This window comes from Dolichospermum sp. FACHB-1091, from assembly GCF_014697585.1.
GTDB lineage: Bacteria > Cyanobacteriota > Cyanobacteriia > Cyanobacteriales > Nostocaceae > Dolichospermum.
On sequence record NZ_JACJSB010000001.1, the window covers coordinates 1 to 20,934 of the forward strand.

The 20,934-nt window shown below is 39.9% G+C and carries 20 protein-coding genes and 2 pseudogenes; 16 read left to right on the plus strand and 6 right to left on the minus strand.

What is annotated here, in order from left to right:
- Positions 1-588 precede the first annotated feature (588 nt).
- From H6G25_RS00005 to H6G25_RS00040, 8 genes are all read left to right on the plus strand, one after another.
- Positions 589-1,101, plus strand: coding sequence for a DUF2808 domain-containing protein (locus tag H6G25_RS00005; RefSeq protein ID WP_190390732.1), 513 nt, complete (start codon positions 589-591; stop codon positions 1,099-1,101).
- 404 nt (positions 1,102-1,505) lie between these two features.
- Positions 1,506-1,640: a 50S ribosomal protein L34 gene (rpmH, locus tag H6G25_RS00010; protein WP_015209090.1), complete on the plus strand. Its 135-nt coding sequence runs from the start codon at positions 1,506-1,508 to the stop codon at positions 1,638-1,640.
- Between the two features lie 25 nt (positions 1,641-1,665).
- Positions 1,666-2,037 (plus strand): ribonuclease P protein component, encoded by a 372-nt coding sequence (gene rnpA, locus H6G25_RS00015; RefSeq protein WP_190390733.1) that lies wholly within the window; start codon positions 1,666-1,668, stop codon positions 2,035-2,037.
- Positions 2,024-2,410 carry a PH domain-containing protein gene (locus H6G25_RS00020; RefSeq protein WP_028084490.1) on the plus strand — a complete coding sequence of 129 codons (387 nt, stop codon included), beginning with the start codon at positions 2,024-2,026 and terminating at the stop codon, positions 2,408-2,410. The genes rnpA and H6G25_RS00020 overlap by 14 nt, the downstream gene beginning before the upstream one ends.
- Before the next feature lie 255 nt (positions 2,411-2,665).
- Positions 2,666-3,811: a membrane protein insertase YidC gene (gene yidC, locus H6G25_RS00025; RefSeq protein ID WP_028089802.1), complete on the plus strand. Its 1,146-nt coding sequence runs from the start codon at positions 2,666-2,668 to the stop codon at positions 3,809-3,811.
- Between the two features lie 2 nt (positions 3,812-3,813).
- On the plus strand, positions 3,814-4,329 hold the full coding sequence (locus H6G25_RS00030) for a R3H domain-containing nucleic acid-binding protein (protein WP_190390734.1): 516 nt from the start codon (positions 3,814-3,816) through the stop codon (positions 4,327-4,329).
- Positions 4,330-4,450: 121 nt separating this feature from the next.
- Positions 4,451-4,954: a YceD family protein gene (locus H6G25_RS00035; RefSeq protein WP_190390735.1), complete on the plus strand. Its 504-nt coding sequence runs from the start codon at positions 4,451-4,453 to the stop codon at positions 4,952-4,954.
- Between the two features lie 251 nt (positions 4,955-5,205).
- Positions 5,206-5,607, plus strand: coding sequence for a transcriptional regulator (locus H6G25_RS00040; RefSeq protein ID WP_190390736.1), 402 nt, complete (start codon positions 5,206-5,208; stop codon positions 5,605-5,607).
- 71 nt (positions 5,608-5,678) lie between these two features.
- Here H6G25_RS00040 and miaA read toward each other — a convergent pair whose 3' ends face one another.
- The gene (gene miaA / locus H6G25_RS00045; RefSeq protein ID WP_190390737.1) at positions 5,679-6,569 is read right to left on the minus strand and encodes a tRNA (adenosine(37)-N6)-dimethylallyltransferase MiaA; all 891 of its coding nucleotides are present in this window, start codon (positions 6,567-6,569) and stop codon (positions 5,679-5,681) included.
- Between the two features lie 217 nt (positions 6,570-6,786).
- Between miaA and gyrB the strand changes: the two genes are divergently transcribed.
- Both gyrB and rpoD read left to right on the plus strand, forming a co-directional pair.
- Positions 6,787-8,724, plus strand: a complete 1,938-nt coding sequence (gene gyrB / locus H6G25_RS00050; protein ID WP_190390738.1) for a DNA topoisomerase (ATP-hydrolyzing) subunit B — start codon at positions 6,787-6,789, stop codon at positions 8,722-8,724.
- 1,078 nt (positions 8,725-9,802) lie between these two features.
- The gene (gene rpoD / locus H6G25_RS00055) at positions 9,803-10,972 is read left to right on the plus strand and encodes an RNA polymerase sigma factor RpoD (RefSeq protein WP_190390739.1); all 1,170 of its coding nucleotides are present in this window, start codon (positions 9,803-9,805) and stop codon (positions 10,970-10,972) included.
- A gap of 53 nt (positions 10,973-11,025) precedes the next feature.
- Here rpoD and H6G25_RS00060 read toward each other — a convergent pair whose 3' ends face one another.
- From H6G25_RS00060 to H6G25_RS00075, 4 genes and pseudogenes are all read right to left on the minus strand, one after another.
- Positions 11,026-11,259: a hypothetical protein gene (locus tag H6G25_RS00060; protein WP_190390740.1), complete on the minus strand. Its 234-nt coding sequence runs from the start codon at positions 11,257-11,259 to the stop codon at positions 11,026-11,028.
- Between the two features lie 106 nt (positions 11,260-11,365).
- Complete coding sequence (locus tag H6G25_RS00065; protein WP_190390904.1) at positions 11,366-12,277, minus strand: tetratricopeptide repeat protein; 912 nt, start codon at positions 12,275-12,277, stop codon at positions 11,366-11,368.
- Between the two features lie 246 nt (positions 12,278-12,523).
- Positions 12,524-13,064 (minus strand): annotated as a pseudogene (locus H6G25_RS00070) (ABC transporter ATP-binding protein); the annotation flags it as partial.
- 71 nt (positions 13,065-13,135) lie between these two features.
- Positions 13,136-13,588, minus strand: coding sequence for an HlyD family efflux transporter periplasmic adaptor subunit (locus tag H6G25_RS00075; RefSeq protein ID WP_242034848.1), 453 nt, complete (start codon positions 13,586-13,588; stop codon positions 13,136-13,138).
- A 388-nt stretch (positions 13,589-13,976) separates the two neighbouring features.
- On the opposite strand from H6G25_RS00075, the gene def reads away from it, so the two are divergent.
- Positions 13,977-14,501: a peptide deformylase gene (gene def / locus H6G25_RS00080; RefSeq protein WP_190390741.1), complete on the plus strand. Its 525-nt coding sequence runs from the start codon at positions 13,977-13,979 to the stop codon at positions 14,499-14,501.
- 158 nt (positions 14,502-14,659) lie between these two features.
- Here the strand turns inward: def and H6G25_RS00085 are convergent, their stop codons facing one another.
- Complete coding sequence (locus H6G25_RS00085) at positions 14,660-15,565, minus strand: CoB--CoM heterodisulfide reductase iron-sulfur subunit B family protein (RefSeq protein ID WP_190390742.1); 906 nt, start codon at positions 15,563-15,565, stop codon at positions 14,660-14,662.
- A gap of 212 nt (positions 15,566-15,777) precedes the next feature.
- On the opposite strand from H6G25_RS00085, the gene acpP reads away from it, so the two are divergent.
- The 5 genes and pseudogenes from acpP to H6G25_RS00105 all read left to right on the plus strand — a co-directional run bounded on the left by acpP (position 15,778) and on the right by H6G25_RS00105 (position 20,880).
- Positions 15,778-16,032, plus strand: coding sequence for an acyl carrier protein (acpP, locus tag H6G25_RS00090; protein ID WP_190390743.1), 255 nt, complete (start codon positions 15,778-15,780; stop codon positions 16,030-16,032).
- Between the two features lie 264 nt (positions 16,033-16,296).
- Positions 16,297-17,556, plus strand: a complete 1,260-nt coding sequence (gene fabF / locus H6G25_RS00095; RefSeq protein ID WP_190390744.1) for a beta-ketoacyl-ACP synthase II — start codon at positions 16,297-16,299, stop codon at positions 17,554-17,556.
- A 359-nt stretch (positions 17,557-17,915) separates the two neighbouring features.
- A complete protein-coding gene (gene tkt, locus H6G25_RS00100; protein WP_190390745.1) occupies positions 17,916-19,928 on the plus strand; it encodes a transketolase in 2,013 nt (670 codons plus the stop codon).
- Positions 19,929-20,046: 118 nt separating this feature from the next.
- Positions 20,047-20,154 (plus strand): annotated as a pseudogene (locus H6G25_RS20950) (branched-chain amino acid ABC transporter permease); the annotation flags it as partial.
- 234 nt (positions 20,155-20,388) lie between these two features.
- Complete coding sequence (locus H6G25_RS00105) at positions 20,389-20,880, plus strand: hypothetical protein (protein WP_190390746.1); 492 nt, start codon at positions 20,389-20,391, stop codon at positions 20,878-20,880.
- Positions 20,881-20,934: the final 54 nt, after the last annotated feature.

Here is a 20,934-nt window from a genome sequence, read left to right on the forward strand (position 1 = left end):
TTAACCAGTAAAACTATCCAGGGATCAAGGGGTCTAAAGATAGGTTTTACTCTATTTTACGTAATTATCAGGGTTGCGGGGATCAGTTTGTCATGAAACCTTAATATATTGCCGTTAACTAGGGCATTATTATCAAGATTTCATAACATTTCAGGTAAAGGGGAATATTTACAACAGGGTTTTAGAAAATGCACATTTAATTTTCACCATATGTCTATTAAACTAAATATCAAATGCACTATGTAACCCTCTCAGGACAACAAGGCACTTTTGTTTTCATCTTGTCGTCATTACCATCCATTCTCGTGTATATAGTATAGGACTTACGCCCTATACAGATTGACTTTCAGTCGTATAAACAAAATTAGGTTGTTTTATGCTTTGGGGAATAAAGTTTAGATTAATAGCGTAAGTGTTGCGCTCTTACCAGCAGTTCGTTAAAAAATCGTCAAAAACCCAGGGTTAAATCCTTGAAACCCATACCCCATTATGAGTTCGTTCCTGTCAATGCGTAAGTTCTATAGTAGTAAAGTTTAATTACAAATACTAACACTCGGTTACACACACTTCCCTAAGGAAATCTGATTTATGAAGCGTCTACTTTCTGCTTTGGCTATTACTAGCTGTCTATTTACAGGTTTACCAGTTCTAACTTGGGCCCAAGGCTTACCTGGGTTGACACTTTTTAGTGGCGTTGAAAACAAAAATCAATTACCCTACCGCTTAGATTTTGGTGGACAAACTAATAACACAGATCGTTATATACTCAGATTACCTGCTAAAAAAATGAAGTTGGCAGTGGCTCAGTTCGCCATTAGCTATCCTGATTATTATAAGGGAACTTTCGATACCAAAAATATTGAAGTCAGAGTTAAGGATAAAAGTGTTCCTCTGTCTGAAGTAAAGTGGGACGAGAAAGGTGGGGTGATTCAAATATTTCCTAAAGACCCAGTTCCAGCCGGTCAAAAAGTAGAGTTAGTATTATCCAATGTTCAAAATCCCTCTTTTGGCGGGGTTTACTATTTTAACTGTCGAGTTCTTTCTCCAGGTGATGTGCCATTGTTGCGTTATATTGGCACATGGATTATCAGTATTACTTAAAAAGGGAACAGGGAACAGGGAACAGGGAACAGGGAACAGGGAATAGGGAATAGGGAATAGGGAATAGGTTACAGGGAATAGGTTACAGGGAACAGGGAACAGGGAACAGGGAACAGGGAACAGGGAACAGGGAACAGGTTACAGGTTACAGGTTACAGGGAATAGGTTACAGGTTACAGGGAACAGGGAACAGGGAACAGGGAACAGGGAACAGGGAACAGGGAACAGGTTACAGGTTACAGGTTACAGGTTACAGGGAAAAATTAATCAACCTTTGCCTTTTCCCACTGACAACTGACAACTGACAACCGACAACTCCATCCAGAAATATATTTTTATTGCCTGTAAAGTGGTAAAATACCAGATTGTGACTTTTTATGAAAATCCGGTAAAAGGAGAAAGATATGCAAAGGACATTGGGAGGCACTTGCCGCAAGAGAAAAAGAACCTCTGGATTTAGGGCAAGAATGCGGACACCAGACGGCAGAAATGTGATTAGTGCCAGAAGAAGAAAAGGAAGGCACCGGTTGAGCGTGTAAGGTAAATTCAGCAATAATAACCGCTGTGGCTTTACCTAAAGCATATCGTCTCAAATCCCGTCAGGATTTTCAGGCGGTTTTCCGGGAAGGAATTCGGCGACATAGTTCTCATTTTACACTGAGGGCTTTAAAACCTTCTTGGGATACTGCCGCTCCTGCCACGAAAATTGGTATTGCCATTAGTACAAAAGTTAGTAAACGCGCCGTTGTTCGCAACAAAATCAAAAGACAAATTACAGCAGCATTATATCAATTGTTGCCGAAATTAGTCCCAGGATGGCGGTTAGTATTAATTGTCAAACCAATAACAGCAGAATCTGAACCCCAAACCCATAAATTTCTGCGAGAATTAGAGGAGTTATTGGCACAAACTGAGGTACTCAATGGGCATTCGTGAAGAAGTTTATTATGAGGGCGGTCCCCACATTGGGGATTTGATTCTTAACCTACTCATTGGGCTGACAGTGGTAGGTATTCCTCTGGCTGTGGGGGCAATAGTCAGGGCTATATGGTTACGGTTTCGCATTACAGACCGTAGGATTTGTGTAACTGGTGGTTGGATGGGACGCGATCGCTCTGATGTTATTTACTCAGAAATTGTTAAAGTTGTCAAAGTTCCCCGCGCCATCGGCCTATGGGGAGATATGGCAATTACCCTCAAGAATGGTACTCTAATCGAAATGCGGGCTATTCCTAACTTCCGGGAAGTATACGACTACGTTAACGAAAAAGTTGCAGCTAAAAATCCCCAATATAGCAGCGGTAAATAAGTCATTCGTGCTGAGTTTCACCCCTTTGTATACTTAGCACGAGTTCTACAAAATGATTTTATCATGTACGGCTATCCCTAGCTTTCCCAGCGCGGAATAGTCGCAGCAATGCTTAACAAAAACCTCTACAATATAGAGCAAAAGCTTGGGAGAAAACCGCCTCTATTTAACTTTATTTAGAGGATAGGATTAACCAAGCATCCCACTCCTGCGCGGGGTGGGAGTGTCAAAGTACCGCAGGTTCAATTCAGAATAATGGATTTTGGTATCGGGTTTCTCTCGAACAACGTGATGTTGCCCATCATAGACCTTTTCTATGGTGTTTTCCCTAGTTATGGCTTGGCAATAGTAGCCTTAACATTGATTATCCGCTTTGCACTCTATCCCCTGAGTGCCGGTTCGATTCGCAGTATGCGACGAATGCGAGTTGTGCAGCCCGTGATGCAAAAGCGTATGGCAGAAATCAAAGAACGCTATAAAGATGATCAGCAAAAGCAACAAGAGGAAATGCTCAAGGTCCAAAGTGAGTTTGGTAATCCCTTAGCAGGATGTTTACCTCTATTGTTGCAGATGCCAGTATTATTAGCATTGTTTGCCACTTTGCGAGGTTCACCTTTTTCTGGTGTTAACTACTCCGTTAACCTGCAAATCTTCCCTCAAGAACAAATTGAGCGCATTCAACCCCAAGCATTTGCTACTCCCCCACAAAATATCTACATTGCTGATGGTGAACATATTCCCATTTCTGCTATCTTACCGGGGGGTGATAAGTTAACAGTGGGAGAAAAAACTAAGATTCAGTATCAAACCGTAGAAGGTAAACCATTTGATTTACTCTTAAAGGAACATCCAGAATCTCAGTTGACACCTACCTGGAAAGTCACCAAAGGCGCGGAAAGGGTGAAAATTGATGCCGAAGGCAATATAGAGGCTCTAGAACCCGGAGACGTGACCATTCAAGCCACAATTCCCGGACTAGCAGCAGACAAAGGATTTCTCTTTATTGATGCTTTAGGTAGAGTGGGCGCTATTGATCCCGATAATACAGTTCATTGGGATATTGTGGCCATGATTGTCTTCTTTGGTATCAGTCTTTATGTCAGCCAAATGCTGTCTGGACAAAATTCCAGCGGTGGCAACCCTCAACAAGATACAGTCAATAAAATTACTCCTGTGATCTTTTCTGGAATGTTCTTATTTTTTCCCCTACCGGCAGGGGTACTTATGTATATGGTAATTGGTAATGTTTTCCAAACTATCCAAACCTATATCCTCTCCCGTGAACCTTTACCAGAAGAAATCCAAAAAATCGTAGACTTACAGGCAAAAGAAGCACAAACTATTGAAGTAAAAGCGTTGCCATTTGAACCCAAAAGTTCTAAGAAAAAGGCTAATGGTTGATTATGAGCGACATTTCTATGCAAAATAGTGAACAATGGTTACAAAATTTGCTACTTCTCATGGGTTTATCTACTCAAGTACGGGCTAATTTAGAAACTACCCAAGCTTCTGAGCAAGATACACCAACAGGAGAAAACTATTGGTTGACAATAGATCAAACCAATTTAACATCAGAACAAATTCGGGTTTTAATTGGTGCTGGTGGTTCGGTGCTAGATAGCATTCAGTATCTCGCAAATTCCATTCTGAATTTGAACCAACCAGAAGACAATCATACCGCTTACACCGTGGAATTAAATGGTTATCGTGTGAGACGAGAAGCCGAAATCCGCACTTTAGCAGAAACGGCTGCCGCAGAAGTCCGCTTTTCAGGAAGAGAAGTAGAACTTCAATCTCTCAGTGCTACTGAACGCCGCCAAATTCACACATTATTACAGGATTGTCCTGATTTAGAAACCTTCAGCCGTGGTAAAGAACCTCACCGTCATTTAGTTGTTCGTCAAGCAGTTACACCATAATTAGGTAGTAGGGAACAGGGAACAGGGAACAGACAAGAATATTACCCATTACCTATTACCCATTACCTATTACCCATTACCTATTACCCATACTCAATTTTCAGGGTATTTCACAAATCCTATGGACGCTATTTTTATTCCGCAGCTAAGTAAAGCCCCGGAGCGGACAGAGGAAATTCAAGTTCAAGAGTTTCTGCCTGGATTGGAAACATTAACACCCGTGCGGGGAATTATCCAAGTTAAACACCAGGGTAATTATTTAGAAGTTTCATCTCAGGCAGAAACAATTATTACTTGTACCTGCAACCGCTGTTTGCAGCAGTATAACCATCGTCTGGTTCTTGATACTCAGGAAGTCATTTGGTTAGATGAAAACGCTAATCAAACGGAAGATTTTCCTTTAGAAATGGAAGTTGCTGTAGAGGATTTACTGGAAACTTTAGCACCTGATGGTCACTTTGATCCCGGAGAATGGCTTTATCAGCAGATGTGTTTAGCATTACCTCAGCGTCAATTATGTGACCTTAATTGTCCGGGTATTTTGAATACTGCTGTTTCTGAAAAACCCATTGATAGCCGTTGGGCTTCATTAAATGCTTTGAAAAAACAACTTCCAGATAATTAGTAAATTTACTGTTTGGTGCGTTATGGTTTAATTCTTTATGGCTCGGTAAAATCCGTGAACACTCTCTCAAACTCCTCAAGGATTTTTTATCTTTGTGGAGTTTTTAATTACAGAAAAATGAACCACGAAGAAGCGAAGAGCGCGAAGGGAAGAGGGTTTTAGAGAGATTTTTCGTAAGTCCTGGACTATTGACATTGAACTCTCATTTTGAAAGAATATGTTTATTCTTAGAAAAGCCTGCCAGCAAATTTATGAACAGCAATTTTGACAATAAAACTTATAGTCAATTACTAGCTGAAATCGCTCCTCAAGTAATTGAAACAGAGGAAGAGTATGAACGACTTTTAAAAGTTGCAGAATATCTAACTTTAAAAAAAAATCGTAGTCCAGAGGAGCGAGCTTTAGATAAATTGATTGTCAGACTAATTGAAGATTATGAGGAAGAAAATTATCCAATGGATGAATCTACACCTCATGATATATTGCTACATATCATGGAATCTAGCGGCATTCGTCAAGCTGACTTAGTACGCATTCTAGGTTCTAGCAGCGGTGTAGTTTCAGAGGTTGTCAACGGTAAACGTTCAATTAGTAAAGCACAAGCAAAAGCCTTGGGAGAATATTTTAAAGTTTCTCCTAGTTTATTTATTTAGAATTGGATTTTCTTGATTTTTATTGATGTTTTTTTTGTCTGAATCAGATATGGCTACGCGACGCTACACCATCATACAAATTGATTAATTCTTTGCCAAACACTTTCCAATAAATTAGAATTATTCATATCAAAATATTCAAGATTAGGAGATTGTCTAAACCAAGTCCGTTGACGTTTGGCAAATTGTCTGGTATGTAAAATAATTAATTCTTTGGCTGCATCTAAAGAAGTTTCACCAGCTAAATATTGTTTGATTTCTTGATATCCTAAAGTATTTAATAAAGATAAATCAACCCCATATTTTTGACAAAGATATTCAACTTCATCAACTAAACCATCTGTTATCATTTGTTCAGTTCGTTTGCGAATCCTCACATCTAAATTTTCTGCATCAGCATCTAAACAAATTTGTAAAATTGGATAATCTGGTGGATTTTCTCCTTGTTGTTCAGAAATAGGAATACCAGTTGTATAATAAACTTCCAAAGCTCTTAAAGTCCTGACCAAATCGTTAGCGTGAATTTTTTGGGCAGCAATGGGGTCAATTTGTTGTAACATGGGATAGAGTCGGATTTGTCCCAAAGATTCTAATTGCGATCGCAATTCCGGCTGTGGTGCAACTCTGGGAATTTTCATTCCTTGAACAATGGAACGAATATATAAACCTGTTCCACCCACTAACAACAGTGTTTCAACTCCCAAACTAGCAATTAAAGCCTGTGCTTGTTGTTGATAATCTGCTAATGTCATGATTTGAGTTGGTTCACAAATATCTATTAAGTAATGAGAAACTAATTTTTTTTCAACTACATTTGGCTTGGCTGTACCAATATCAAACTCACGATATACTTGACGAGAATCAGCACTCAGAATTACAGAATTTAATCTTTGTGCTAAACTCAAAGCCAAACTAGATTTACCCGTGGCCGTAGCCCCACAAATTACAATTAATTTAGTCATTAGTCATTGGTTAGGTGTTCGTTGTCACTGGTCAGTGGGAAGAAAAACGCAAAATAAGGAATTTTCTCCCCAATTCTCATCAGGGTTACAACCCTTATGTAAACTTCTCATAAAATTGCGCTACAGACGGCAGGAAGGCTTTTATGTTATAATGTTGGGGTGATTTGACTTTTTTCGCATTTTAGCAATTTTAACCCCAAGCATCAGGAGAATTTTCATGACGAGCAGTTACAGCGCCGATCAGATTCAGGTTCTGGAAGGTCTGGAAGCCGTCCGCAAACGACCAGGGATGTACATCGGTACTACGGGTCCGCGAGGACTTCACCATTTAGTTTACGAGGTAGTTGACAACTCTGTAGATGAAGCTTTGGCGGGTTACTGTACCCATGTTGAGGTGGATATCAATGCTGATGGTTCTGTGACGGTGACAGATGATGGTCGGGGTATTCCTACGGATATTCACCCAAAAACAGGGAAATCAGCTTTAGAAACTGTGTTAACTGTTCTCCACGCAGGTGGTAAGTTCGGTGGCGGTGGCTACAAGGTCTCTGGCGGTTTACACGGTGTGGGAATCTCTGTGGTGAACGCTTTATCTGAGTTTGTAGAAGTCACGGTTTGGCGTGATCACAAGATACATACTCAACGATATGAACGCAGTTTCCCCGTTACTGAATTGGTAGCAAAGCCTTACAAAGAAGATCGAACGGGAACTTCTATCACCTTTAAGCCAGATACACAAATTTTTACTACTAGCATAGAATTTGATTACATTACTTTATCTGGACGCTTACGTGAATTGGCGTACCTCAATGCCGGTGTAAAAATTACTTTTACAGATCATCGCTTAGAAATTATTAAAAGCGATACCCCTAAAATAGAAACCTACGAGTACAGAGGTGGTATTAAGGAATATATCGCCTACATGAATCGTGATAAGCAGCCTCTCCATGAAGAAATTATCTATGTCCAAGGGGAACGCAACAATGTCCAGGTAGAAGTGTCTTTACAATGGTGTACTGATGCTTATACGGATAATGTCCTGGGTTTTGCTAATAATATTCGCACTATTGATGGTGGTACGCACTTAGAAGGTTTAAAGGCAGTTTTAACTCGGACATTAAATGCTACCGCTCGCAAACGCAATAAAATTAAAGAGAATGAATCTAATCTCAGTGGTGAACACGTCCGCGAAGGTTTAACTGCTGTTATTTCTGTGAAAGTCCCTGATCCTGAATTTGAAGGACAAACTAAAACTAAACTGGGAAATACGGAAGTTCGCGGTATTGTTGATTCTTTTGTCGGTGAAGTTCTCACGGAGTATCTCGATTTTCACCCCGCTATAGCTGATGCTATTCTCGATAAAGCTATCCAAGCGTTTAAAGCTGCTGAAGCTGCTCGACACGCACGGGAATTAGTTCGGCGGAAATCAGTATTAGAATCTTCGCCTTTACCTGGTAAGTTAGCAGATTGTAGCTCTCGTGATCCGGCTGAATCTGAAATATATATCGTAGAAGGGGATTCAGCGGGTGGAAGTGCGAAACAAGGACGCGATCGCCGCACCCAAGCAATTCTCCCTCTGCGTGGTAAAATTCTCAATATCGAAAAAACTGATGATGCCAAAATCTATAAAAATAATGAAATTCAAGCCTTAATTACCGCACTGGGTTTAGGAGTTAAAGGTGAAGAATTTAACTCCTCACAATTACGATATCATCACGTAGTATTAATGACTGATGCTGATGTAGATGGGGCGCACATCCGCACTCTGTTATTAACTTTCTTTTACCGCTATCAACGGGCTTTAATTGAACAAGGTTTCATTTACATTGCTTGCCCGCCACTGTATAAAGTAGAGCGCGGCAAAAATTACCAGTATTGTTACAGCGAACGGGAATTACAACAACATCTAGGTACTCTTCCTAGTAATGCTAATTATACCATTCAGCGGTTTAAAGGGTTGGGGGAAATGATGCCTGAACAACTATGGACAACCACTATGAACCCAGAAACCCGCACTCTCAAAAGAGTGGAAATTGAAGACGCAGCCGAAGCAGATCGAATTTTTACCATTTTAATGGGCGATCGAGTCGCGCCTAGACGGGAATTTATTGAGACTTATGGATCTAAACTGAATATGACAGATTTAGACATTTAAGGAATGGTTAAGGGGTAATTACCCCTTAGCCAAAAATTTTTCCCGAAAAATCATAAATTTTCCCCACAAAGGGATAAAGCATTTGCTATGCTTAGATAGTTCGACTAGATATTATCTACAAAGCAAAGATTGATAAGTATACACAAAACTTTTCATAACTAGATGACACCAACCTTCTTAAAATGCGAAGTATTCACAAAGCATAATCAACGCAAGTAAATTAACCTAAATATATCCTTGGGCAACTTTAGCAACAATATTATTAGTTATAGTCTGATTAAAATATCGTTGTATACAATAGGAACAGTTTGTCAAGTTGCACAGGGTAGAAATCTCAACTCTGCGCTAATGTGTGAATAAGGCTGAATCGAATGAAATCTCAATTCATCTCTCACACCGCTAAAATATTCGACAATCTTAACTCCTTAGTTTAGGTTCTTAGTACGGCATATACAAGGGTTAGTGACTGGAAACAAGCACCAATCATTAGCAGACGGTAAATATGTAGAATTAGTTGAACTAAAACTAATGCCTATATACAATTGCCCGCCCTCGGGTTTAGTTGCAGCCAGTGTGACTACCTTTTAATTTAATGGGAATGCCACTGTCAAACCAACAAGTTTTCGATAAGATGAATGGTGTTACTGCCATTTTTAATGTATTTTTGATAAAGGTGGCTTGATCTTACTTTTAGGAGTTCATAAACAACGCCCAAAAAAGTGCAGTTTTTGTGAAACAAGCTACACTCGGGAGAGTATTTACATTTAAATCTGCCAAATGTCATACAATTGTATCCGCATTAGGAAGCTTTTTGAGGAAAGATGAACCTAGTTTGATAGATTCAGTTAATCGAAAGTGATATCTAGCGTCTTCATGTATGACTATTACAAAAGTGAGCAATTCAGATCACAAATGATATTTGCCACTGCACAAGCCTGACTAAAACAGGCAAAACACCACCGAAAATATTTTAGGGTGAACAGCCAAAACCCAGTTTTCGGTTCACAGATTACTTGATGCCAAAAGTAATCAAAATGTCTTGAGTAACTGATTCTGCAAGGAGCATGAGGAACGCGGCATGAACCAGGCTAACAACGTACTCGATAATATTTATCAGCCTGACCTAGAAATGATAAATCCGCCTGAGATCGAATTACAAGAACTCTTAATAGAAGAAGAGGACTTATTGCTGGCTGATGACGGCGAAATTGATGATTTTTTAGAGCCTCAGTCTGATGAGGACGACGCAAAGTCTGGAAAAGCCGCTAAATCCCGTCGTCGGACACAAACAAAGAAAAAGCACTACACCGAAGATTCGATTCGTCTATACCTGCAAGAAATTGGGCGGATTCGTTTGTTACGCGCAGACGAAGAAATTGAACTGGCCCGGAAAATTGCCGAGTTACTGACACTAGAACAAGCACGGGAAAGGCTTTGCGAACGACTAGAGCGCGATCCTAGGGACAGTGAATGGGCGGCAGAAGTGTCATTACCATTGCCAACGTTTCGTTATCGTCTTCACGTCGGCCGCAGGGCGAAAGACAAAATGGTACAATCGAACTTGCGGCTGGTAGTTTCCATTGCCAAGAAGTACATGAATCGTGGCTTGTCTTTCCAAGACCTGATTCAAGAGGGTAGTTTGGGTTTGATTCGTGCGGCTGAAAAGTTTGATCACGAAAAAGGCTATAAGTTTTCTACCTACGCTACATGGTGGATACGTCAAGCAATTACAAGGGCGATCGCTGATCAGTCCCGCACTATCCGTCTACCAGTTCATCTCTACGAAACCATTTCCCGGATTAAGAAAACTACCAAACTCCTGTCCCAAGAAATGGGACGCAAACCCACGGAGGAAGAAATAGCGACTCACATGGAAATGACCATTGAGAAACTGCGGTTTATTGCCAAATCTGCCCAGTTACCAATTTCTCTGGAAACACCTATCGGTAAAGAAGAAGACTCCCGTTTAGGTGATTTCATAGAATCTGACGGCGAAACCCCAGAAGACCAAGTTTCTAAGAACTTGCTGCGGGAAGACCTAGAAAAAGTCCTAGATAGTCTCGGACCCCGTGAAAGGGACGTTCTCCGATTGCGCTATGGTTTAGACGATGGCCGCATGAAAACCCTAGAAGAAATCGGTCAGATTTTTAACGTCACCCGCGAACGCATTCGCCAAATCGAAGCTAAAGCACTCCGTAAGTTACGGCACCCTAATCGTAACAGCGTACTGAAAGAGTATATTCGTTAATTGTTAGAGGCAGGTTTAATTCATCAATCTCTTAAACTTGCCCCTAGCATTAATTACATCTTACCCTGCTGCATCACCTCTTGGAGATGCTGGCGTATTTCGTGTGCTTGTTCAATTTCTGACTGGCGCAATTTTTGGAACAATTCTACACAAGGTATAGAATTAGCCTCTTTTGCGTCTTTGATATAATTTTCATAAGCTTGAACGGCTACTGCTTTATTATGCAGTACGCTGATAAAATCATACTCTAAGTTACTAATGGGTTCTTGAGTTTTGGTTTTACTCATTTTTTTACTCCGTTAGTTGTTTAATTAATTTCTACTTATTCCTCCAGAATTATTCATCTGTCTAAAAGCTGAGTTAGTCCTATAACTTTTTGGTGTAAACCCTACCCTACCTACTTAAATTTTGGGCTTTCTCTAATAACTCCTGGGAATTTTTCCCCCACTGTAAATTACCTTGAATATTATATAAATCTCTAGCATATTGCAAGACTTGGACAGCTTCTTTGTACTGCTTTAACCCCATAAAAACCAAGCCCGCACCATAATAAGCATTAGCATAATTAAAGTTCCCCGCAGCGGATTTTCTAAAGGCTGCTAAAGCTTCATTTAATTTACCCTGATTAAATAAAATTGTTCCCATACTATAATGGGCTTCTGCATATTTAGGATTGATTTTAATTGCTTCATTAAAGGCTGTCTTCGCTTGCTCAATTTTCCCCTGTTGTAAATAACAGATACCTAAATGATAAGCTGGTTCGGGAGCATTTTGACTAATTAATTTGGCTTTTTGAAAAGAAGCGATCGCACTTTCCCAATTTTTTTCTTGTTCCCCAATTAACCCCATGTTATAATGGGCAAAACCCAAATTTGGATTTAATTCTAAAGCCCTATTTAAATAGTCTTTTGCCAATTTTAAATTATTTCCTTCTAATAAAGCCCCACCTAAATTTGCAAAAGCTAAAGCAAATTGAGAATCGGCTTGAGTAGCTTGATAAAAAGCATCTGCCGCAGGTTGTAATTTTCCCGACTGTCGTAATGCTAAACCTAAATTATAGTGGGCTGCTGCTAATTTAGGATCTATTTTAATAGCTTGACGAAAAGCGGTAATTGCTGCTTCTAATTTCCCCGACTGAATTGCCTGTATCCCTTGATTTAAAGCCTCTGTAGCCGCTTTATTGTTTGTCGTTTGTGCCAGTATTAAATCAGGTGTAGAATTAGAAAATACTGGTTTTATATTAACACTTATTAATAATAGACTCATTATTCCCAAGATAGGATATTTCATGAATGATAATCGTATGGATTTAGTTTTATTTCGGGTAAAGGGCATATAGGACTCATATTTGATTTTTGAAATATAAGTAGCGTGGGAAATACCCACCCTAAAATACTGACAGTGCTTAACTTCTAGAACCAAGTCCACGCTCGACTATTAACTCAACTGATTTCAAAACTTACTCACACTAATACTCAATAAGACCACAGCAAAACCAAGTAATGCTAAAACATGAACCCACAAGACATCTAAACCAACTCCTTTGAGTAAATCATCTAATAATAAAACTTGCGGTTGAGACACCAAAGCACAACATAAGGCCAGCTTTTGTTTCATACCTCCTGATAATTCACCAGCCAAGCGATCGCCAAATTGTTCTAAACTCATTAATGTCAGATATTTATGGCTGTTATGGCTGCGTTCCCATAATAAATCATCATCAACCTGTCGCAAACCCCTCGCATAACGCAAATTTTCATCAATACTCAAATCCAAATATAAAGTATAAAGAAAATTGTTGTGTTAGATATCCCGTCATTAACCGCGAATTTCGTGCCGGTTTACCAAATACTAAAACTTCCCCCGCAGTCGCTTCCATTACACCACCTAAAATGTGGAAAGTCATAGTTTTACCCGCACCGTCAGGACCAATTAAACCAAACATTTCCCCCTTATTAACAGTGAAAATAATTCCTTTCATTGCGGCTAATTTCCCATAATGTTTATGTAAATTACTAACCTTAATAGCTTCTATTTGGTAATTTGTAATTGGTAATTGGTGATTGATAATTGGTAATGGGTAATTAGTCATAATGAATTTTCTCTTTTATTTTCTTCCTTCGCGTCCTTCGCTCCTTCGTGGTTCATTTCTCTTCCCAAAACTTAACTTTTACCTATTTCCTGTAACTTAATTTCCGCATCTACCGGCATACCAATTTTAGCACAGGGTAAATCTGATTCTTTGTAAGGATTTTCAGGATTAAAACAGCCTTGAGGATTTTCGATTTGAATGCGAACTCCTATTACTTGTCTTACCCGATCTTTTTGAAAGTAAATATTTTCTGGAGTAAAAGAAGCTTGAGGGTCAATTGCAATAACTTTACCATTTAGGGGTTTTTCTAGTGCAGAATCAAGGAAGATTTTAGTAGTTTTTCCTAATCGTACTTTACCAATATCACCTTCAGGAATAAAACCCCGTAGATATATATTTTTGGTATCAACTATTGTTAAAATTTTAGTCTGATTACTAACTATTGCACCCGGTTCAACACTGCGAGCATTTATAACTCCATCTAAAGGACTAATCACATTGTTGGTTTTGGTTGAGGTTTTCATGAGGAATTGTGTTGGTAGTGGTTTATTAATCTTTACAAAAACAAAAACAGACCGAATACAAATACTTGTCTTACTCATACTCACAAAGTAAAGTATATCATCATTTAAAGTATTTTTTACATACAAATAATTTATTTTTTATCATATCCCCTTAGCCCATTCACTTTACCACAACGGAACACCTCCACATAAGTCCCACAATACCCCTTCCCCCTTCCCACCCCTCCTCATGGATATTTGTACCTCCGTATTTTCTACTTCCGTGTTCTCCATAACTCGTGCGAGGTACAAGGGGACGCTATCGGAGGGCGATCGCACATCATCAATGGTATAATCGTCGAAACGGCGATAATGAAATTTGATATGAGAAAAATATAGAGATTTGAAAATGTTAAAATTTGCGCCAATCATTAAATTAGGTAATCCGATATTACGACAAAAAGCGGCTGCGGTTGAGAATATTCAAGATGAGAAAATTCAAAACCTGATTGATGAATTAATTACCTCAGTTGCTCAAGCTAATGGGGTGGGAATTGCTGCACCACAAATAGCAGCATCATACCGTTTATTTATCGTCGCTTCCCGTCCTAATGCTAGATATCCCCACGCACCGGAAATGCAGCCGACCGCAATGATCAACCCCCGAATTGTTGCCCATTCTTCGGAAATAGTCAAGGGTTGGGAAGGTTGTTTAAGTGTTCCGGGAATTAGGGGTTTAGTTCCTAGATATCAAACAATTGAAGTTGAATATACAGACCGTTATGGCAATTTCCAAAAACAAGAATTAAGGGATTTTATTGCCCGAATTTTTCAACATGAGTATGATCATTTGGAAGGATTAGTATTTTTAGATCGTGTGGAAAATAATCATGATTTAATTAGTGAAGAAGAATATCAGAAATTGGTAATGTAGTCGTTATTGGGTGAATGAGATACAACCACCCCACCCCCAACCCCCTCCCCGCAAGCGAGGAGGGGGCTATAATCTACCTGATTACAGTACATACCGCTATTAATTGGGGACTGGAGACTGGAATGAAAAATATTCTTGCTCTGCTCCTCTTTCCCCTATCACCATCCTAATTTTTCTAAAACCGGTTTTGTAGACACAATATGTCTTTCTAAACCGAGTTCTTTAGGACTAACACCTAAAGCTAAAGCAATTAATTGGGGTAAGTGCAAAATTGGTAAACCTAATTTTTGACCAATGACTTTTTCTACTTCCGGTTGACGAGAATCTAAATTCAAATGACACAGAGGACATGGTGTGACAATACAATCTGCCCCATTAGCTACAGCCTCTTGAATGTGATTTCCTGCCATTTGGAAAGATTCTGTAGTCGCATAGCTAGACAAAGGCCAACCACAACATTGAGTCCTGCCACGATAATATACTGGTGTCGCTCCTACAGCCCGAAATACATTTTCCATTGCTTCGGGTTGAAAAGGATCATCATAGGGCATGGATTTTTGAGCGCGAAGCAGATAACAGCCATAAAAAGCTGCACATTTTAATCCACTTAATTTCTTGTTAACACGCCCAGAAATTTCCTCTAAACCGTAATCTGTCACTAAAGCGTAAAGAAGATGTTTAACTTCTGTACTCCCCTGATAAGGAGAACAACCTTCTTTTTCCAGTAAACCATTAACTTTGTTGAGATAATCAGGATTTGTAGATTGACATTCTTTTAATCGTTCATCAACATGACCAAGAACACCCTGACAAGTGCTACAATGGGTTAGTAAAGGGAGATGCAAAGATTCCGCTAAAGCGATATTTCTAGCGTTAACAGTGTCTTCTAATAATTGCGAATCTTCTTTAAATGTACCAGAACCACAACAAGCAGCTTTTTTCAATTCAATCAGTTCAATACCTAACGCTTTAGTTAGAGATTGGGTGGATAAATACAGTTCTCGACAAGCTCCTTGGGCTACACAACCGGGATAATAGGCGTACTTGAGAGTTTTGGATGGCATAAAAGTATACTTGATTTAGATTTTAGAGGTAATTGGGATTTGTTATGTATTGGTAGTGATTAGTAGTAAGGACTTAAATCCGCTAATCTTCAATTCTCAGTTTTCATGATAGAACCTATACTCAGATTCACTCTTTCCGATAAGATGTATATGGCCAAAAAAACTTTGTTCATTGAGAGCAAATCATAGCAACTTGTTAAGGACTTTTATTTATGAGCCAAGCAGATACTTTTGAAAAAGTAAAAAAAATTATCATTGAGCAACTGAGTGTAGACAAACCGGAGAAGGTTATACCAGAAGCCAGTTTTATTGACGATTTAGGGGCTGATTCCTTAGATACAGTTGAGCTAGTCATGGCTTTGGAAGAAGAATTTGATATCGAAATTCCCGATGAAGCGGCTGAAAAAATTACAACTGTTCAAGCCGTGGTAGATTATATCGATGATCACGTTGCCGCATCTGCTTAGATAAGTGTTAATTCAGTATAGGCGGGTTTAAAGAGATATTTTGCAGGTATACAGATTAACTGGATAAACCCGCCGGTACATGAGTGTTGAGTGTTTAAACTGTAAAAATTCCAGGAAAACCCCAAAAGTCCTCATCCAAAAGTCCTAATATTGAGAAAACAGTATACTCAAAATTTATGGATATTTGACTGGAAACTCAGCACTCTTAATTGTTCAATCTGCTGCTTTTTCGCCATATTTTTTTTCGCCATATTTAATGTAATCATGACAGACTATAAACGTAATCGCGTTGTTGTAACAGGTGTGGGCGCGATTACACCCATTGGAAACACACCCGCCGAATATTGGCAAGGATTATTGAGCGGACAGAATGGTATTGACTATATTACCGCTTTTGATGCTTCTAAACATAGTTGTCGCATTGCTGGTGAAGTCAAAAACTTTGATCCAGAGACTTACTTAGAACGCAAAGAAGCCAAGCGCATGGATCGTTTTTCTCAATTGGGTGTATCGGCGGCTATTCAAGCTGTTGCGGATTCCGGGTTAGTAATTGATGATTTCAACGCTGAACAAATTGGCGTGATCATTGGTTCTGGTATTGGTGGCATTAAAGTATTAGAAGACCAACAAACCATTTACTTAGATCCTAAACGTGGTCCTAGTCGTTGTAGTCCTTTCATGATTCCCATGATGATCGCCAATATGGCAGCGGGATTAACAGCAATTCATACTGGCGCAAAAGGTCCTAATTCCTGTTCTGTAACAGCCTGTGCGGCTGGTTCTAATTCCATCGGTGATGCTTTTCGTCAAATTCAATGGGGATACGCTAAAGCTATGATTTGCGGTGGCTGTGAAGCAGCAGTTACCCCCCTATCAGTGGCAGGATTTGCCTCTGCACGGGCTTTATCTACCCGCAATGATGATCCAGCCCATGCTTGTCGTCCCTTTGATAGGGATAGGGATGGGTTTGTGATGGGTGAAGGCGCGGGAATTTTAATTCTCGAAGAGTTAGAACACGCCATGAATCGTGGCGCACGGATTTATGGGGAAATTGTCGGTTATGGGATGACCTGCGATGCGTATCATATCACTGCGCCGGTTCCCGGTGGTTTAGGTGCGGCTAGGGCGATAGAATTAGCTTTAAAAGATGGTGCGATCGCCCCAGAAATGGTAAGTTACATTAATGCCCATGGGACAAGTACACCAGCCAATGATATCAACGAAACCGCCGCCATTAAGAAAGCTTTGGGAGATCACGCCTATAAAATAGCCGTCAGTTCCACTAAATCCATGACAGGACATCTTTTAGGTGGTTCGGGAGGAATTGAAGCCGTAGCGACAATTTTAGCCGTAGCTCATGACAAAATTCCCCCTACTATCAACATCGAAAATCTTGATCCAGAATGTGATTTAGATTATGTCCCCCACACCAGCCGCAGTCAAATAGTCGAGGTAGCCTTATCTAACTCCTTTGGCTTTGGTGGTCATAATGTCAGCCTAGCCTTCAAGAAATTTACTCCTTAAAGATACTTACTAGTCAGGTAATAGTAATAGGTAAAGTCAATCACCCAATTATCCATTACCAAGACTTGTATTTATTATTGATCCCCGCATAATTTTGCTCCTAGTTTGTCTTTTAGAAGTGAACATAAGGCATGATAGAGAAATTCATAGCTGAACTAACAGCCTAGCTAATGCCAAGCTTTAGGAAGGCATGATTAAATTTATCAGCTTATCGGCCTGATTCATCGCTAAAAACGTCAAAAATTCCCCTTGTCCATTGATAATTGGGAATGAGATGATGAACAAAGTGGGATCACTTGCTCATGAACCCACAAAAAACCCTAAAAAGAGTCCTAACCCGTCCTTAACAATTAGAAATTATGGCAGTTGCAACCCAATCCCTCCAAGAACTTTGTATCAATTCTATCCGCTTTTTGGCTGTTGATGCCATAGAAAAATCCAAGTCTGGACACCCTGGACTACCGATGGGTGCGGCTCCCATGGCTTTTGTCCTTTGGGACTCCTTCATGCGGTATAATCCCAAAAATCCTCAGTGGTTCAACCGCGATCGCTTTGTTTTATCCGCTGGTCATGGTTCAATGTTACAGTATGCCCTACTGTACCTCACAGGCTACGATAGCGTTACCATAGACGACATCAAACAATTTCGTCAATGGGGTGCTAAGACCCCAGGCCACCCCGAAAATTTTGTTACAGCTGGTGTAGAAGTTACCACAGGTCCTTTAGGTCAAGGAATTGCCAATGCAGTCGGTTTAGCAGTAGCAGAAGCACACCTGGCCGCTAAGTTCAATAAGCCTGATGCAACAATTGTTGATCACTACACTTATGTAATTCTTGGTGATGGTTGCAACATGGAAGGGATTTCTGGTGAAGCCGCTTCTATCGCTGGACACTGGGGATTAGGTAAACTTATTGCGCTCTATGACGATAACCACATCTCTATTGATGGTTCTACAGATGTAGCATTCACCGAAGATGTTTCTAAACGCTTTGAATCCTACGGTTGGCACGTTCTGCACGTTAAAGACGGTAACACAGATTTAGAAGGCATTGCCAAAGCGATCGCCCAAGCAAAAGCAGTTACAGACAAACCCACCATGATTAAGGTGACAACCACCATCGGTTATGGTTCTCCTAATAAAGCTAATACTGCTGGTATTCACGGTGCTGCCTTGGGACCTGACGAAACAATAGCTACCCGCAATAACTTAGGCTGGAAATACGATGCTTTTGTCGTTCCTGAAGATGCCCTCAACCACACCCGCAAGGCTGTTGAACGCGGCGCTGCTTACGAATCCGAGTGGAACAAAGCTTATGCCGAATACAAGGCTAAATACCCCCAAGAAGCCGCTGAATTTGAACGTTTGATTAGTGGCAAATTACCAGAGGGTTGGGATCAAGTATTACCTACCTACACAGATGCAGATAAAGCATTACCTACCCGCAAACACTCGGAAATCTGTCTCAACAAATTAGGTGCGGTTTTACCGGAATTAATCGGTGGTTCTGCTGACTTAACCCACTCCAACCTCACTGAACTTAAAGGTACTGGAGACTTCCAAAAAGGACATTTCGGAAATCGTAACATTCACTTCGGTGTCCGGGAACACGCCATGGGTGCAATTTGTAACGGTATGGCTTTACACCGTTCCGGTTTAATACCCTACGGCGCAACTTTCCTCATCTTCACCGATTATATGCGGGCTGCTATTCGTTTAGCTGCTCTTTCTGAAGCTGGCGCAATTTGGGTCATGACTCACGACTCCATTGGCCAGGGTGAAGATGGTCCTACCCACCAACCCATTGAAACTTTAGCTTCTTTGCGTGCTATTCCTGATTTAACCGTAATTCGTCCCGCAGATGGAAATGAAACCTCTGGTGGTTACAAAGTTGCTATTGAGAAGTCTAAAGCACAAGCTTCTACTTTATTAGCTTTCACTCGTCAAAATGTTCCTAACCTAGCAGGTACATCTATCGCAGGTGTCGCTAAAGGTGCATATACAATTGTTGATTGTCAAGGTACACCAGATATCATCTTAATTGGTACTGGTTCAGAATTAAGTCTTTGTGTGAGTGCCGCAGAGAAACTGACAGCAGAAGGTAAGAAAGTTCGTGTTGTTTCTATGCCTTCTTCTACCTTATTTGATACACAAGATGCAGCTTATAAAGAGTCTGTTCTTCCTCGATCTGTTACTAAACGCCTATCTGTAGAAGCGGCTAGTAGCTTCGGTTGGCACAAGTATATCGGTAGTGAAGGCGATACTGTAAGTATTGATACTTTTGGTGCTTCCGCTCCCGGTGGTATTTGTTTAGAGAAGTTTGGCTTCACCGTTGATAATGTTTTAGCTAAAGCCAAAGCATTGTTAGGTTAATTATCAATGGTGTATCATAGAATAGATTTTCTTTGATTTTTTTGGGTGGGCTAAAAAGCTCATCTTTTTTTATGCATTTTATTTATGCAAATAGGGAACAGTCAACCGTCACCGGGATATGGGTGAATTTTTATCAACTTATGGTTCATTAATTGTTTCAATGGTGTTAGGTTCACTGCTTGGACTATCACTTTATCTGCCATTAATGACCGGACAATTATCAATTAACCTCCGAAATCATATTAGAATTACAAGAAATCAATGTCAGTGATTTCTCAGCAAAATGATAGGTAATATAGCAATCATTAGTGGGTTATGAACGGATTTTTTTAACTAACCACAGAGGACACAGAGGACACAGAGGTAGAGAAAAAAGAGGTATTTGCGTCTTATTTAGGTTGGGGAATAGATAAGATAATAGGAAAGTTGAAAAAAGAGTAAAAAAAAGAGTAGTTTAATCATGGCTAATTCTCCAATTAGATCAAAATCTTTAAACTTTCAAGAAGATTATCCATGTCCAGTCTGTCGTATTGGTAAAATTTCGCCAATGCCGATGATGGAGGCTATGTGCTGCGATTTTTGCCACGAAATTCTTACCGTCAATTTGGAACTACAGCAAGTGAAAATGCCTTCTAGAGAACCACCATTAGTTTGGCATTGGAATGGATTTAAGTGGACTCAAGCACAATTATTAGGTGTGGAATTAGGTTGGGGTTATGGTTTAGCTGCCATTGCTTTTGTCATTTTACCTACAACTTTGATAGGTATTACGGTATATTGTTTTCCTCCTGCGGCTGATGATTTTTTCACCTGGATTCCATTGATTTGGACAGTATTAACTTTTTTGTCGCACTTAGCAATTATGGTTTGGATTTTTATTGAGGTTTACCATATTCCGCTTGTGGCATATTTGCAAGCCATTGGGCGCTGGCGAGATGGATTAATCAGATAGGAAATTACTGATCTAGCAAAGAACAGTCACAATCTTAATTTCACCATCAAAGTT